General features: G+C 64.5%; 14 protein-coding genes and 1 tRNA gene. 7 read left to right on the top strand and 8 right to left on the bottom strand.

All coding sequences use genetic code 11. The features are described from left to right. Window positions 1–1,335, top strand: coding sequence for a PQQ-dependent sugar dehydrogenase (locus EQG66_RS04460; RefSeq protein WP_129403344.1), 1,335 nt, complete (start codon window positions 1–3; stop codon window positions 1,333–1,335). Here the strand turns inward: EQG66_RS04460 and EQG66_RS04455 are convergent. Beyond that, window positions 1,322–2,161, bottom strand: coding sequence for an ATP-binding protein (locus EQG66_RS04455; protein ID WP_129403343.1), 840 nt, complete (start codon window positions 2,159–2,161; stop codon window positions 1,322–1,324). The two genes, EQG66_RS04460 and EQG66_RS04455, sit on opposite strands and share 14 nt — an antisense overlap. An 83-nt stretch (window positions 2,162–2,244) precedes the next feature. On the opposite strand from EQG66_RS04455, the gene EQG66_RS04450 reads away from it, so the two are divergent. Next, window positions 2,245–3,192, top strand: coding sequence for an L-threonylcarbamoyladenylate synthase (locus EQG66_RS04450; RefSeq protein WP_245987863.1), 948 nt, complete (start codon window positions 2,245–2,247; stop codon window positions 3,190–3,192). 2 nt (window positions 3,193–3,194) lie between these two features. On the opposite strand, the gene EQG66_RS04445 is transcribed toward EQG66_RS04450, so the two are convergent. The 4 genes from EQG66_RS04445 to EQG66_RS04430 form a co-directional block, all read right to left on the bottom strand. Continuing rightward, window positions 3,195–3,419: a hypothetical protein gene (locus tag EQG66_RS04445; RefSeq protein ID WP_245987861.1), complete on the bottom strand. Its 225-nt coding sequence runs from the start codon at window positions 3,417–3,419 to the stop codon at window positions 3,195–3,197. Then, on the bottom strand, window positions 3,416–3,952 hold the full coding sequence (gene msrA / locus EQG66_RS04440; protein ID WP_129403601.1) for a peptide-methionine (S)-S-oxide reductase MsrA: 537 nt from the start codon (window positions 3,950–3,952) through the stop codon (window positions 3,416–3,418). The genes EQG66_RS04445 and msrA overlap by 4 nt, the downstream gene beginning before the upstream one ends. Then, a complete protein-coding gene (locus EQG66_RS04435; protein ID WP_129403342.1) occupies window positions 3,945–5,645 on the bottom strand; it encodes a long-chain-fatty-acid--CoA ligase in 1,701 nt (566 codons plus the stop codon). The genes msrA and EQG66_RS04435 overlap by 8 nt, the downstream gene beginning before the upstream one ends. Window positions 5,646–5,732: 87 nt before the next feature. Next, complete coding sequence (locus EQG66_RS04430; RefSeq protein WP_129403341.1) at window positions 5,733–6,194, bottom strand: DUF2141 domain-containing protein; 462 nt, start codon at window positions 6,192–6,194, stop codon at window positions 5,733–5,735. Between the two features lie 125 nt (window positions 6,195–6,319). On the opposite strand from EQG66_RS04430, the gene crtY reads away from it, so the two are divergent. After that, window positions 6,320–7,477 carry a lycopene beta-cyclase CrtY gene (gene crtY / locus EQG66_RS04425; protein WP_129403340.1) on the top strand — a complete coding sequence of 386 codons (1,158 nt, stop codon included), beginning with the start codon at window positions 6,320–6,322 and terminating at the stop codon, window positions 7,475–7,477. Beyond that, window positions 7,474–8,406: a phytoene/squalene synthase family protein gene (locus tag EQG66_RS04420; RefSeq protein WP_129403339.1), complete on the top strand. Its 933-nt coding sequence runs from the start codon at window positions 7,474–7,476 to the stop codon at window positions 8,404–8,406. Before crtY ends, EQG66_RS04420 begins: the two co-directional genes overlap by 4 nt. Here EQG66_RS04420 and EQG66_RS04415 read toward each other — a convergent pair. Together EQG66_RS04415 and EQG66_RS04410 are read right to left on the bottom strand one after the other, a co-directional pair. Beyond that, entirely contained in the window at window positions 8,403–8,900 is a 498-nt protein-coding gene (locus tag EQG66_RS04415) for a sterol desaturase family protein (RefSeq protein ID WP_129403338.1), read from the bottom strand. The genes EQG66_RS04420 and EQG66_RS04415 overlap by 4 nt on opposite strands. A gap of 29 nt (window positions 8,901–8,929) precedes the next feature. Next, window positions 8,930–10,402, bottom strand: coding sequence for a phytoene desaturase (locus EQG66_RS04410; protein WP_129403337.1), 1,473 nt, complete (start codon window positions 10,400–10,402; stop codon window positions 8,930–8,932). Between the two features lie 166 nt (window positions 10,403–10,568). Between EQG66_RS04410 and ispH the strand changes: the two genes are divergently transcribed. Continuing rightward, window positions 10,569–12,410, top strand: coding sequence for a 4-hydroxy-3-methylbut-2-enyl diphosphate reductase (ispH, locus tag EQG66_RS15520; RefSeq protein ID WP_129403336.1), 1,842 nt, complete (start codon window positions 10,569–10,571; stop codon window positions 12,408–12,410). A 152-nt stretch (window positions 12,411–12,562) separates the two neighbouring features. Here ispH and EQG66_RS04400 read toward each other — a convergent pair. Continuing rightward, a tRNA-Val gene (locus EQG66_RS04400) sits at window positions 12,563–12,637 on the bottom strand. Window positions 12,638–12,773: 136 nt separating this feature from the next. Between EQG66_RS04400 and hslV the strand changes: the two genes are divergently transcribed. Together hslV and hslU are read left to right on the top strand one after the other, a co-directional pair. Beyond that, entirely contained in the window at window positions 12,774–13,316 is a 543-nt protein-coding gene (hslV, locus tag EQG66_RS04395; RefSeq protein ID WP_181951783.1) for an ATP-dependent protease subunit HslV, read from the top strand. A gap of 29 nt (window positions 13,317–13,345) precedes the next feature. Beyond that, entirely contained in the window at window positions 13,346–14,647 is a 1,302-nt protein-coding gene (gene hslU, locus EQG66_RS04390; RefSeq protein WP_129403334.1) for an ATP-dependent protease ATPase subunit HslU, read from the top strand. Window positions 14,648–14,659 lie beyond the last annotated feature (12 nt).

Raw genomic sequence — 14,659 nt, 5'->3', positions numbered from 1 at the left:
ATGATGAAGCATATCCTTGCCCTTGGCCTGATTTTCCTGGTCGTCATTCTCGGTGCGCTGTTTTACATCACCCGGCCGGATGAGGCGCGCCTCGCCGATGGGGCGGACATGGGCCGTGTGCCGCAGATCACCAGCCCGCGCTCGCAATGGATCCCCGTGCCCAATATTGCCGAAGCCGTGGGCTGGAAAGCGGGCGAGACGCCGACCCCGGCGCAGGGGCTGGGCGTGGCGCGCTTTGCCGAAGGGCTGGCGCACCCGCGCTCTATGCTGAAGCTGCCCAATGGCGATATTTTGGTAGCGGAGACAGGCGGGCCCAAGCGCGAACCGGAGGGGATTGTCGGCAGGATTACCGCATATTTCATCGGCAAGGCAGGCGCGGGCGGCGCCCCCGCCAACCGGATCACCCTGCTGCGCGATGCCGATGGCGATGGCAGGGCGGAGTTGAAAACCGCTCTCCTCACCGGCCTCAACTCCCCTTATGGCATGGCGCTGGTGGGCGATACGCTCTATGTCGCCAATACCGACGCGGTGCTGGCCTTCCCCTACAAGGAGGGGGAAACCCGCATCACCGCCAAAGGCCGCAAGATCGTCTCTTTGCCGCACGGCGCACCCAATCCGCACTGGACGCGCAGCCTGCTCGCCAGCCCGGACGGCAAGTTGCTCTACATCGGGATCGGCTCCAACTCCAACATCGGCGAAAATGGGCTTGAGACTGAGACCAACCGCGCCGCGATCATCGAGCTGGACCCGAAGACCGGCGACAATCGCATCTATGCCAGTGGCCTGCGCAACCCCATCGGCATGGCGTGGGAGCCTGTTTCGGGCGCGCTGTGGACGGTGGTGAACGAGCGGGACATGCTGGGTTCCGATCTTGTGCCCGATTACCTCACGCGCGTGGAATTCGGCGGCTTTTATGGCTGGCCGTGGAATTACTGGGGCGGCTATGAGGACCGGCGGGTGCAGCCCGGCAGGCCGGAAATCCGCGAATATACCAAGCGGCCGGACTTCGCGCTGGGCAACCACACCGCGCCGCTGGGCCTGACATTTGCTACCGGGGCAAAGCTGGGCGCGCCCTATGAGCGCGGCGCGTTCGTGGGGCTGCATGGCAGCTGGAACCGCAAGCCCAAGGCGGGTTACAAGGTGGTGTTCGTGCCGTTCGAGAAGGATGGCCGCGCCTCGCAAAACGGCAAGCCGATAGATGTGCTGGGCGGTTTCCTCTCCGCAGATACCGAGGAGGCGCGCGGCCGCCCGGTCGATGTGCTGGTGGCGCAGGACGGCGCGCTGCTGGTGAGCGACGATGTGGGCGGGGTGATCTGGCGGGTTATAAAGAAATAGCGCGCCCAAGCCGCTTGCCCTCGCGCCCGGCAAGCTCGGTCACATATTGCCACGCCACCCGGCCAGACCGGCTGCCGCGCCGCGTCGCCCATTGCACCGCATCCGCGCCATCGAAGGGCAGTCCGAAGTGCCGGGCATAGCCCTCGACAATCGCGAGATAGGTGTCCTGATCCATCGCGTGAAAGCCGAGCGACAGGCCGAACCGGTCTGACAGCGCCATCTTGTCATCCACCACATCGCGCGCATTGATCGGGTCGTCCTGCTCCGACATCTGGCGCGGCAAGATGTGGCGCCGATTCGACGTGACATAGAGCCGCACATTGGCCGGGCGCGCGCTGGCCCCGCCATCGAGCAAGGAGCGCAATACCCGCGCATCGGTGCCGCTGCTGCCCTCATCGAAGCCCAGATCGTCTATGAAGACGATGAAGGGCCGCGCCACTCCGCGCAGCAGGGCGAACAGATCGGGCAGCGATTCGAGGTGATCGGCAGTGCATTGCATCAGCGCGATGTCTGCCCCTTCGCCCTGCAAAGCCCCGATGACCGCGCCGACGCTGGCGGACTTGCCGGTGCCGCGCGATCCCCAGAGCAGCGCATCGTGAGCGGGCAGCCCGGCGGCATGGCGGCGCGTGTTTTCCAGCAGGCGGCCCTTCTGCTCGTCTATGCCGGTGAGCAGCGCATAATCCGCCGGGGCGAAGGCATCCACCACCTGCGCGATGCGGCCATTCCACACATAGGCGGGATGCGCAGCGAGGTCCGGCTGCGGCGGGGCGGCGGGCGCGAGGCGTTCCAGCGCGGTGGCGATGCGGGAGAACAGATCTTCGGTCATGACGGCACGCTCTATCGGGCGGGTGGCGCGGCGGCAAGCCTTGGCCCTTCCCCCCGCCCGTGCAAATCCCTATAGCCGCGCGCGTGCAACCTGATGTCTCCACCGAACTGCGCCACTGCGACGAGTGCGCTATTGCCTATGCGGCGGAGCTGATCCGCGCGGGCCAGACCGTCGCGGTGCCGACCGAGACGGTCTATGGCCTCGCGGCGGACGCGCGCAACAGCGACGCGGTGGCGCGCATCTATGCCGCCAAGGGACGCCCCAGCTTCAACCCGCTGATCGTGCATGTAGCGGATGTGCCGATGGCGGCGAAACTCGCGGAGATGAACGATATGGCGGAGCGGCTCGCCAAGGCCTTCTGGCCGGGGCCGTTGACCCTCGTGCTGCCGGTGCGCGCAGAAGCTGGCCTCTCGCCGCTGGTGATGGCGGGCCTGCCCACGGTTGCGATCCGCTGCGCCGCACACCCGGCGATGCGGGCTTTGATAGAGGCGAGCGGCGCGCCGCTTGCCGCCCCTTCCGCCAACCGCTCCGGCGCGATCAGCCCGACGCGCGCGGAGCATGTGCTGCGCAGCCTTGGCGGGCGCATCCCGCTGGTGCTCGATGGCGGGCAGACCGCACGCGGAATTGAATCGACCATAGCCAGCCCTGCGGCAGACCATATCCGCCTGCTGCGCCCCGGCCCAATCACCACCGAGATGCTGGCGCGGGCAAGCGGCCTGCCGGTGGTCGTGTCAGGCAGCGATCATGGCATCGAAGCGCCGGGGCAGATGGAGAGCCATTATGCGCCCTCCAAGCCGGTGCGGCTGAATGTGCTAAGCGCGGAGCGGGAAGAATATCTGATCGGTTTCGGTGCAGTTTCGGGCGATATCAGCCTGTCTGAGGCAGGCGATCTCGATGAAGCCGCCGCAGCGTTGTTTGCCGCGCTGCACATTGCGGACGCCAGTTCCGCAGAGCGCATCGCCGTCGCTCCCATACCGATGGAGGGCGTCGGTCTGGCGATCAACGACCGGCTGCGCCGCGCAGCAGCCTGAATTCAGCAGTCGTCCCTGCCCTGTTTCCTGCAAGCCTTGCGCGCGGCCTCTTCCTGATGGCGGATTTCCCTACCGCGCTCGCGGTCTGCCTCATCCTGGCTCGTCGTCATCCAGTCCGCCGCCTTCGACCCGGCCTTAACCGGCGCGGTGACGACCTTGCCGACCGTGCTGACACAGCCTGCGAGGGCGACGGCGAGGCCTGCACCCAGCAGCGCGCGCGATATCACGCCATCAGCCTGTCAGAGAATTTCTTGCGGAGTTTCTGTAGCTTGGGCGGGATAACTGCCATGCAGTAGGGGTTTCGGTCGCCCGCGCGGTTCCAGTAGTCCTGATGATAATCCTCTGCGGGATACCATTCGGAAAGCGGCTCGATGGTGGTGACGATGGGTTGCGGCCAGTCGGCCTGAGCGCGCGCCATTCCTGCCCGCGCCGCCTCCCCCTGCGCAGCGTCATGCGGGAAGATGGCCGAGCGATATTGCGTGCCGATGTCGTTGCCCTGCCTGTTAAGCTGGGTCGGGTCGTGCGTGGCGAAAAAGATGTCGAGCAGGTCGTCATAGCTGATGACGGAGGGATCGAAGCGGATGCGGATGGCTTCGGCATGCCCTGTGCGCCCGCTGCATACCTCCTCATAAGTCGGGTTCGCCGTCGCCCCGCCTATATAGCCGCTTTCTACACCGCTCACGCCGGCAAGCTGGAGGAAGACCGCCTCGGTACACCAGAAGCAACCGCCTGCCAGCGTGGCAAGCTGCTCCTCAGCCATTGGCTCGTTTTGCTGCGTCATATTTCTCTCGCTCCTCGGCTACCAACTCCTTGCGCGAGAGTTTGCCTACCAGGGTTTTGGGCAGGCTGTCGCGAATTTCCACCGCCACCACCTGTTCATGCTTGCCGACCTGCGGATTGAGCCAGATTTTCAGTTCGTCTCCGCTGGCCATGCACCCTTCCCTCAGGGCAACGAAGGCTTTTGGGCTTTCACCGCGATAGGCATCGGGTATACCAATCACCAGCGCCTCCTTTACCGCCGGGTGCCGATAGAGCACGGCCTCCACCTGGCTGGGGAAGACCTTGAACCCGCCGACGGTGATCATATCCTTGATGCGGTCGACGATGCGGATATAGCCCTCGGCGTCGATCGTCGCGACATCGCCGGTGCGCAGATAGCCGCCTACGAACACATCCTTGTCTGCCTCTGGCCGCCGCCAATATCCTTTCATCACCTGCGGGCCGGAAAAAGCCAGTTCGCCCGGCTCGCCGGGATCGGCATCGCGCGTGGGGTCTTCGCGATTGAGCAGCTTGACGCGCGTGCCCGGCATCGGATGACCAATGCTGCCCTGCTTGTTCCCTCCCTCATAGGGGTTGGAGCTGACGACGCCGCTGCTCTCGGTGAGGCCATAGCCCTCGACAATGCGCGCGCCCGTGGCCTCCTCGAACCGCAATTTCAGTTCCTGCGGCAAGGGGGCGCCGCCCGAAATACAGACCTTGAGCGCGGACAGATCCGCGCCGTGCAGCGCCGGGCTGTCCAGCATCGCCTGATACATCGTCGGCACGCCGAACATCAGCGGTGCGCGGGTGCGCTCTATGGCGTCCATCACCTGCTTGGCGTTGAACCGGGGCAGCAGCACCATCTCCCCGCCGCGCGCGATCGTGCGGTTCAATACGCAGGTGTTGGCAAAGACATGAAACAGCGGCAGCGCGCCGATCGCCCGATCACTCTCGTTCACATTGGGATCGCATACCGCCACCTGGCGCGCGTTGGCAGTGAGGTTCTGGTGCGTCAGCATCGCGCCTTTGGGGGTGCCGGTGGTGCCGCCGGTATATTGCAGCAACGCGATGTCGTTCACAGGGTCGATCGGCACGGGCGGGCAATCGCCGTCATTGGCGATCAACGCCGAAAAACGGGTGATGCGCCGATCATCCTCTGGCACATCGGCTTCGTCCTCCGCCTTGAACAGCCGGTAGAGCAGGGATTTTCCGGTCGGCAATGCACCCGCAATGGAACCAACCACCAGTTGCTCGATGCAGCTCTGGTTCAGCACCTCCAGCGCACGCGGCAACAGCGCTTTCACCGAGAGGGTAAAGAGCAGCTTGGTGCCGCTGTCTTCCGCCTGATATTTCAGCTCCTCCACCGTATACAGCGGCGAGAAGTTGACGACGGTCGCCCCCATCATCATCGCACCATAATAAGCGGCGACATAATGCGGCACATTGGGCAGAAACAGCCCGACTCGGTCGCCGCGCCCGATACCGAGATCGAGCAAGCCGCGCGCAACGCGGCGGGCACCGCCGGCAACATCGGAATAGCTAAACTTGCGGCCCATGAAATCAATCACGGGCGCAAGCGGGGTTTGCTCCGCTTTTTCCAGCAGCATATCGGGCAAGGACATCGGCTCAAAAGCTGTGTCCCACGCGACGGGGTGGCTATAACACTCCCGCCAAATCGGCTTATCGCTCTCCATGCCCGCAATCTACAATAAGAAGCTTAACAGACAAAGGAGATAAATGATTAGGAAAACCGCTACACGACCCAGCGCATAGCAGGGCGCTCACATCAGATAGCGCAGAGCAATCGTGATCTGGCCATGGCCCGCCAGCACGATCTCCGCCTCGTCAAAGCGCGGCGCGCGCGCGCGGAAAGGCGGGTTGCGCGATATACCATAGCCCTCGCGCGGGATGCCAACGAAGCTGTCCATCCTGCCATTGTCATTTTCATCGTGAAAGACGCTGACGGCGAAGGATCCCGCGGGCAGGTCCGTAAGCTGAAAGCGCGCCTGCCCGCGCTCCACCGGTGCCGAGGCAGTGCGAAGGGCAGCCGCCTTGCAATCGGGAAAGCCGGTGCGCGGCGGGCACAGCGCCAGCCGCACCACGCCCTTCGCTGATCTCGCGCCGGTCACATCTATATCGAGCATCGCTTTATTGACCGGCGCGGGCAGCGACGTCGCGCCGCCCAGCAGCACCGCCAGCACGGCTGAGGATAAAAGCCGGAAAGTGCGAAAGTACGGACGCATAGCGCCCGATACAACGGCGCGTCCGGCAATGAAATAGCGCGTGTACGCAGGCGAAATTTCCCTCCCTCCCCAAAGTGCATGTCTTGCTGCTTGGTTTGGTGACTGGCAGCGGATAAGACCGCATCATGACGCACGGGCTTCCTCTGGTGATTGTCGGCGGCGGGCTGGCGGGTGCGCTTGCGGCGCTGCGGCTGGCCGAGCGGCGGCCGGATGTTCCACTAGTGCTGATCGAGGGCGGGACAGGCTTTGGCGGCAATCATGTCTGGTCCTTCTTCGACAGCGATGTGCCGCATGGCGCGCACGATCTGGTGGAAGCGCTCACCCCTGTCCGCTGGCCGCGCCACCGCGTGGCGTTCGAGGGGCGAGAGCGCGTGCTGCCCATGGCCTATAACGCCACCAACGCGGCGGCGCTCGATGCGCTGGTGCGGGCGCGGCTGCCGAAAGCGGCTTATCGGCTGGGCGCACAGGTGGCGCGGATAGAGCCTGACGCCGTGACGCTTGCCACCGGCGAACGCATTGCAGCGCGGGCGGTGATCGATGCGCGCGGGCCGGACGGGCCGATGCCGGGGCTGGAGCTGGGCTGGCAGAAGTTCGTCGGCATCGAGTTCGCGGCGCGCGCGCCGGAGCCGGACTGCGCCACCGTGATGGACGCGCGGCTGCCACAGATCGACGGTTATCGCTTCGTTTATGTGTTGCCGCTGAGCGCCGAGACGGTGCTGGTGGAAGACACGTACTATAGCGACACGCCCGATCTGGATGTGGGGCAAGTGGCGGATCGCGTACGGGCGCTGGCGCGGGAGCGCGGGCTATTGGGCGCGGAACTGCGGCAGGAGACGGGCGTGCTGCCGATCCTGATCGGCGGCGATCCCGATCTGTTTTGGCCGGAAAACGAACCGATAGCGCGGCTGGGCCTGCGCGGCGGGTTCTTCCATGCGACGACCGGCTATTCCTTTGGGCTGGCGCTGCGGCTGGCGGAGGAGCTGTCTGCCCTGCCCGGCCTGCTCGATAGTGCACAGCTGGCGCGGTGGACACGGGCGCGCTTCATGGCGCACTGGCGGGAGAGCGGCTATTTCCGGCTGCTGAACCGGATGCTGTTTCATGCCGCCAAGCCGGAAGAGCGCCACCGCATCTTCGCGCATTTCTATCGCCTCTCGCCGGAACGAATCGGCCGATTTTACGCGGGCGCGCTTACCGCATCTGACAAGCTCGCCATCCTCACCGGCAAGCCGCCGGTCTCGATACCCGCAGCTGTACGCGCGCTGTTGGGCGGAAGCAGCGCATGACGCAAGCCGAGCGCGCCGCGCTGGTGCAGGCCGCCTATCAGAGCATCGCGCGCGGATCACAGAGCTTTGCTGCGGCGAGCAGGCTGTTCGCGCCGATGACGCGCGAGCGGGCATGGCTGCTCTATGCCTGGTGCCGCGCGGCGGATGACATGACCGATGGGCAGGAGCTGGGCGGCGCTGCTGCGGCGGTGCAGGAAGATGCGCAAGCGGCTCATGCCCGGCTCGTGGCGCTGACCGATGCCGCGCTTAACAGCGACGCGCCTGTACCCGCGCCGTTTGCCGCGCTGCGTCTGGTGGCGAGTGAAACGCACATGCCCGGCGCCTTCATCGACGATCATATCGCCGGGTTCGCGCTCGATGCGGCAGACTGGCGGCCAGAGAGCGAGGATGATCTGCTGCGCTATTGCTATCATGTCGCGGGCAGCGTGGGCTGCATGATGGCGGTGGTGATGGGCGTTGATCCGGCCGAGCGGGAGGTGCTCGATCGCGCATCCGATCTGGGGCTGGCGTTTCAGCTCGCCAATATCGCGCGCGATATCGTGCCCGATGCGCTGGCCGGGCGCTGTTATCTGCCGGTGCAATGGCTGAAGGCGGAGGGACTGGCCGAGGCGGACATTCCCCTGCCCGATCACAGGCCCAAGCTGGCGCGGATGGCGCAACGGCTGGTGGAACTGTCCCGCCCCTATCGCGCATCGGCGCGGATCGGCGCGGCGCATCTTGCCCCGCGCTCCCGCCTCGCCGTGCTGGCGGCGGACGCGATCTATGGCGCGATCGGCGAGCGGGTGGTGCGGCGGGGGGAAAGCGCATGGGAAGAGCGGGTGCGCACTGGCGCCGCCGCCAAGCTGGGGTTGTTTGCTGGCGCGCTGATGCGAGCGCCCTTCGCACCGACCTATGCGCCACGCACTGGCCTCTGGACGCGGCCCGGTTAGGCCGCCGGCCCCCGCAGCCGCGCTTCGGCTGAGTGCTTCAACGCCGCTTTCAGCGCCTCGACCGGCGGGGCATAGAGAAAGCCGAAGCTCACCGTGCCGCGCTTGCTCTCGACTGCGTGGTGCAGCCGGTGCGCCTGCACTATCCGCTTGAAATAGCGCGAGCGCGGCACGATGCGGTGTGGCAGGCGCTGGTGCACGATCCAGTCGTGAAAGCCGAAATAGATCATGCCATAACCCGCGATGCCTGCGCCCACAGCCGTCGCCCAGCCACCCCAGCCGCCGCGCACCCCCAGATAAATCATCACGATGGACGGTACAGCAAAAATGACGGCGTAAAGATCGTTCCACTCGAACGGGCCAGTGCGTACGCGGTGGTGGCTGGCGTGCAGGAACCAGCCCGGCCCGTGCATGACCCAGCGGTGCATGGCATAGGCAAACAGTTCCATCGCCGCGAGCGTGGCGAGGAAGATCAGGATAAGGGCGGTTGTCTGCATAAGGGTTATCTATAGCGGATCGGGCCGGATCATACCATAAGGCGCGCAGTTGCCTTGGCGCTGCCCACCACGCCCGGTATCCCCGCGCCCGGATGCGTGCCCGCGCCGACGAAATAGAGATTGCCGAAATGATCGTCGCGATTGTGGCCACGAAACCACGCGCTCTGGGTCAGCACCGGCTCCAGGCTGAAGGCGCTGCCGAGATGCGCGCCCAGATCATCGGCGAAATCCTGCGGCGTATAGTGAAAGCAATGGTCCAGCCGCTCGTGCAGATCGGGGATCAGCAGATCGCGAATTCTGTTCAGCACCACCTCGCGATAGCGCGGCCCTTCTTGCGCCCAGTCCACCGGCGCGCGGCCCATATGCGGCACCGGGGCGAGCGCATAGAAGGCGGATTTGCCTTCCGGCGCCATGTCCGGGTCAGTAGCGCAGGGGTTGTGGAGATAAAGCGACGGGTCTGGCGGCAACGTGCCGTTCTTGTAGATGTCATTGAGCAACGGGCCATAGCGATATGAAAACAATATGCTGTGGTGCGCGATATCGGGGAATGTGCCCTTCAACCCGAAGTGCACGACAAACAGGCTCGGCGAGAAACGCTTGCGCTTTAATGCGCGCACCTTGCCCGCGGCATAAGGTGATCCATCGATCAGGCCATAGCTGTGCACCAGATCACCATTGCTGGCGATCATGTCTGCGTTGAGCGTCCGCCCCGCCGAGGTGACGACTGACGTAACCTGATTACCGGACCATGTGATCCGCGTCGCCGCCTCGCCCAGCAACAGCGTACCGCCCAGCCGCTCGAACAGCGCGACCATACCGCTCACCAGCGCATTGGTGCCGCCCTTGGCGAACCAGACGCCGCCCTGCTTCTCCAGCGCGTGGATAAGGGTGTAGATGCTGCTGGTGTTCATCGGGTTGCCGCCGACCAGCAGCGTATGAAACGACAGCGCCTGCCGCAGCTTCTCGTTGCGCACGAAGCTGGACACCATCGAATAGACCGAGCGCCATGCCTGATGCTTCGCCAATGCTGGCGCCGCCTTGATCATGCTGGAAAAGCTCAGGAAAGGTACGGCGCCGAGCTTGACATAGCCCTCTTCATACACCGCCCCGGAATATTCGAGGAACCGGGCGTATCCGGCGACGTCCGCAGGGTCCAGCTTCCCGATTTCGGACGCAAGCTGGGCATCGTTATTGGAGTAATCAAACTCTGTGCCGTCATTCCACAGCAGGCGATAGAAGGGCTGAACAGGCAGTAGCGTGACATCGTCCGCCATCCGGTTGCCCGATAGCGCCCAAAGCTCCTCAAGGCATGCGGGGTCTGTAATCACCGTAGGCCCGGCATCGAAGGTATAGCCCGCCTCTTTCCAGACATAGGCGCGCCCGCCGGGCCGATCCCGCGCTTCGAGCACCGTAGTGGCTATGCCTGCGCTCTGGAGCCTGATCGCGAGCGCCAGACCGCCAAACCCGGAACCGATGACAACGGCTGACTTTGGCTTGGGCATGATGATCGGCACTCTTTCGTGAAACACAGCTTCAATTGTAGCGCATAATCTGCGCGGAGAGGCGCACAACCTGTCCCAAGGTGCGGCTATTCCGTCTGATCGGCCCGGTGCATGGTAGGCGCAGGACATGGAGCATGCCAGAGGTTTGACTGTGAAAAGCACACGCATGGACACTCAGGCCGAAAGGCGGGTGCTGCTCGCCAATCCGCGCGGGTTCTGCGCCGGGGTCGAGCGCGCGATCGATGCGGTAGAACGCGCGCTGGAGCAACATGGCGCTCCCGTCTATGTGCGCCGCGCTATCGTTCACAATCAGGAGGTCGTAAACCGGCTGGAGGGATTGGGGGCGGTGTTTGTGCAGGAAGTGGACTCCATTCCACCCGGCGCGATGACGATCCTGTCGGCGCATGGCAGCGCCCGTGCGGTGAAGCACGCTGCGCTCAACCGTAATTTGCGCGTGGTGGACGCCATCTGCCCGCTGGTGGCCAAGGTCCATGCCGAGGTGGAAGGCTGGTATCGCGCCGGGCGGCATGTTCTGTTGATCGGGCATCAGGGGCACCCCGAAATTGTTGGCACTCTGGGCCAGTTGCCGGCGGGCGCCATTTCCGTGATCGCGCACCCATCCGACCTAGACATGCTGGACCTCGCTCCCAACACCGCTATCGCCTATGCGGTGCAGACAACCTTCGCGGTAAATGATGCGGAGGCAATAATCGCGGCCATCAAGGCGCGCTTTCCCGATCTTGCCGCGCCGCGCGCCAGCGATATCTGCTATGCCACCACCAACCGGCAAAAGGCGATCACGGCCATCGCGATGCAGGCCGATCTGGTTCTGGTGGTGGGCGACACCATGTCTTCCAATGCGCGTCGTCTGGTCGAGGTTGCGCAGGCGGCGGGATGCCCACAGGCGTACTTGGTCACAAACGCCACGGATATTCCGCACGAAGCTATCACCCATGCGCGCATCATCGGCCTGACCGCCGCCGCTTCCACGCCCGAACCGGCGGTGCGCGGCATATGCGACGCGCTGATGCAGCAGGGGTTTGCTCTGGAAGAGACGGAGGGCGCGCCGGAGCGGGTGCGCTTTCGCCCGGTGTCACTCGAACCCCTTCATTCCCCCGCCCTGTCAGGCACGCTGGAAGACCGGCTTTCCCGCCTGCGCACAGATCTTGACGTGGCACTCAACGAGGCGATCGGACAGGATGGAGGCCGCAACCGGCGGCTGGCAGAAGCGATGCGCTATGCCGTTACCGGCGCTGGCAAAAGGTTTCGCGCGCTGCTGGTGGCTGCCGTGGCCGATCTCGTTGGCGGTTCCTATGCCCATGCGCTGAGGATCGGTGCGGCGATAGAGTGTGTCCACGCGCAGTCGCTGGTGCATGATGACCTGCCCTGTATGGATGATGACGACATGCGCCGGGGCAGGCCCACGCTGCACCGCAAGTTCGACGAGGCGACAGCGGTGCTGGCTGGTGATGCGCTGCTGGCGCTCGCCTTCGAGATTTTGGCGGATGAGGCCACTCACCCGAACGGCGCTCTACGGGCGCGTCTGGTGTTGTCGCTCGCTCGCGCAGTTGGGCAGGATGGCCTAGCGGGCGGGCAAATGATGGACCTCTACCCCCCATCCCGGCCCACCCCTCAAGACGTTTTCGAGTGCCAGTCCCGCAAGACTGCGGCGCTCATCCGCTTTGCGGTGGAGGCGGGGTCCATGCTGGGCACATGCAGCGCGCACGAACAGGAAAACCTGCTGCGTTTTGCCGAAAATCTCGGCCTTGTATTCCAGATCCGCGATGACATTCTCGACAGCATCGGCGACGCGGCTATTGTAGGCAAGGCGCTTCAGAAAGACGCGGCGGGCGGGCGCAAGAACGCCGCAATGCTGCTCGGCCTCGATGGCGCGGCCCATCAGGTCAGCACCCTGGAAGACGCATGCCACGAAGCGCTGGACGCCTTCGGCCCCAAGGCCATGCCGCTGCGCGATCTCGCCCGCTTCGCGGTAAACCGGATGCACTGACGCAGGACCAATCACCACCAGGCGCCGAAACCACTCAGCCGCACAAAAGCATCGTTGCACGGCACGCTAGCATTATCAGACTGGCGTGGATCGCTCACTCCTGCTGCCATAATGGACGGAGTGACCCGATCCCATCTTCCCAGCAGGGGAAATGGTGGGCGCGGTAGGGATTGAACCTACGACCCCACCCGTGTGAAGGGTGTGCTCTACCACTGAGCTACGCGCCCCGGAAAGGGAAGCAGCGCATTGGCATTGGCCGGAGCGGCTGTCAAGCCGCGCGCAGTCCGTGTTGACGCAATCTTGAACACGCGCGTGCTTCAGCCCATATGGCGGAGCATGAACGCATCTTCCTCATCCGCCGGCATGCCGCAATGGCACGGCACCACCATCCTCTCCGTGCGCAAAAATGGCCGGGTCGTCGTCGTGGGCGACGGGCAGGTCAGCATGGGGCCGACGATCATGAAGCCCAACGCCAAGAAGGTGCGCCGCCTGCATGACGGATCGGTCATCGGTGGGTTCGCGGGCGCGACGGCAGACGCCTTCACCCTGTTCGAGCGGCTGGAGGCCAAGCTCGATCGCCACAACGGCCAGCTGATGCGCGCGGCGGTGGAGCTGGCGAAGGACTGGCGCACCGATAAATATCTGCGCAATCTTGAGGCGATGATGGCGGTGGCGGACAAGGACGTGACGCTGATCCTCACCGGCAATGGCGATGTGCTGGAGCCAGTGGACGGCATTGCCGCTATCGGGTCCGGCGGGAATTTCGCGCTCTCTGCCGCGCGGGCGCTGATGGACTATGAAAATGATGCCGAGACACTGGCGCGCAAGGCGATGAAGATCGCGGCGGAGCTATGCGTCTACACCAACGAGAGCATCACGCTGGAGGCGCTGGATAGCGCAGCCTGACACAGATTTTACGCCGAGAGATTTACCCAATGAACCCTGCCCTCACCCCCAAGGCGATTGTCGCCGCGCTTGACGAGCACATCATCGGCCAGAAGGACGCCAAGCACGCGGTCGCCGTCGCGCTCAGGAACCGCTGGCGCCGGCAACAGCTCAGCCCCGAACTGCGGGATGAGGTGACGCCCAAGAACATCCTGATGATCGGCCCCACCGGCTGCGGCAAGACCGAGATTTCGCGCCGCCTTGCCAGGCTGGCGGACGCGCCATTCGTCAAGGTGGAGGCGACCAAGTTCACCGAAGTCGGCTATGTGGGCCGCGATGTCGAGCAGATCGTGCGCGATCTCGTCGAGGAAGCCGTGCGGCTGGAGCGGGACCGGCGGCGCGAATCCGTGCGCCATGCCGCGTCCGAGGCGGCGATGGAGCGGCTGCTCGACGCGCTCACCGGCAAGGAAGCGAGCCAGGCGACGCGCCTCGCCTATCGAGACCGCATCGAATCCGGCCAGATGAATGACGCGGAGGTGGAGATAGAGGTGGCGGATGCGCCCTCCATGCCGCTGGAGATCCCCGGCATGGGCGGGCAGATCGGCATGATCAACCTCTCCGACATGATGGGCAAGGCGTTCGGCCAGCAGCAAAAGAAGCGGCGCAAGCTGCGCGTGGCCGATGCGTGGGACAAGCTGGTCGAGGAAGAGCAGGACAAGCGCCTCGACACTGACGACCTCAATCGCGTGGCGCTGGCTCAGGCCGAGCAGAACGGCATCGTGTTTCTGGATGAGGTCGACAAGATCGCCGTGTCTGATGTGCGCGGCGGATCGGTCAGCCGCGAGGGTGTGCAGCGCGATCTGTTGCCGCTCATCGAGGGCACGACCGTTTCGACCAAATATGGTCCGCTGAAGACCGACCATATCCTCTTCATCGCATCCGGCGCGTTTCATGTTGCGAAGCCGAGCGATCTGCTGCCCGAATTGCAGGGCCGACTGCCGATCCGCGTCGAGCTGAAAGGATTGACCGAGGCGGATTTCGTGGCGATCCTCTCGGATACCAAGGCGTCACTGGCCGAGCAATATAAGGCGCTGCTCGCCACAGAGGGTGTGACGATTGACCTCACGACAAGCGGCATCCGCGCGGTGGCGCGCATCGCGGCGGAAGTGAACGAAAGCGTTGAGAATATCGGCGCGCGCAGGCTCCAGACCGTGATGGAAAAGTTGCTGGAAGATGTGAGCTTCGACGCGGAGGACCGCGCAGGCGAGACGTTGGTTATCGATGAAGCCTATGTCGACACGCAGCTGGCGAGCATCTCGCGCAATACGGACCTGAGCAAATATATTTTGTAGGACTGTGGAGAG

Source organism: Sphingobium fluviale, assembly GCF_004122115.1.
GTDB classification, from domain to species: domain Bacteria; phylum Pseudomonadota; class Alphaproteobacteria; order Sphingomonadales; family Sphingomonadaceae; genus Sphingobium; species Sphingobium fluviale.
This window is presented reverse-complemented; position numbering and strand designations above follow the sequence as displayed.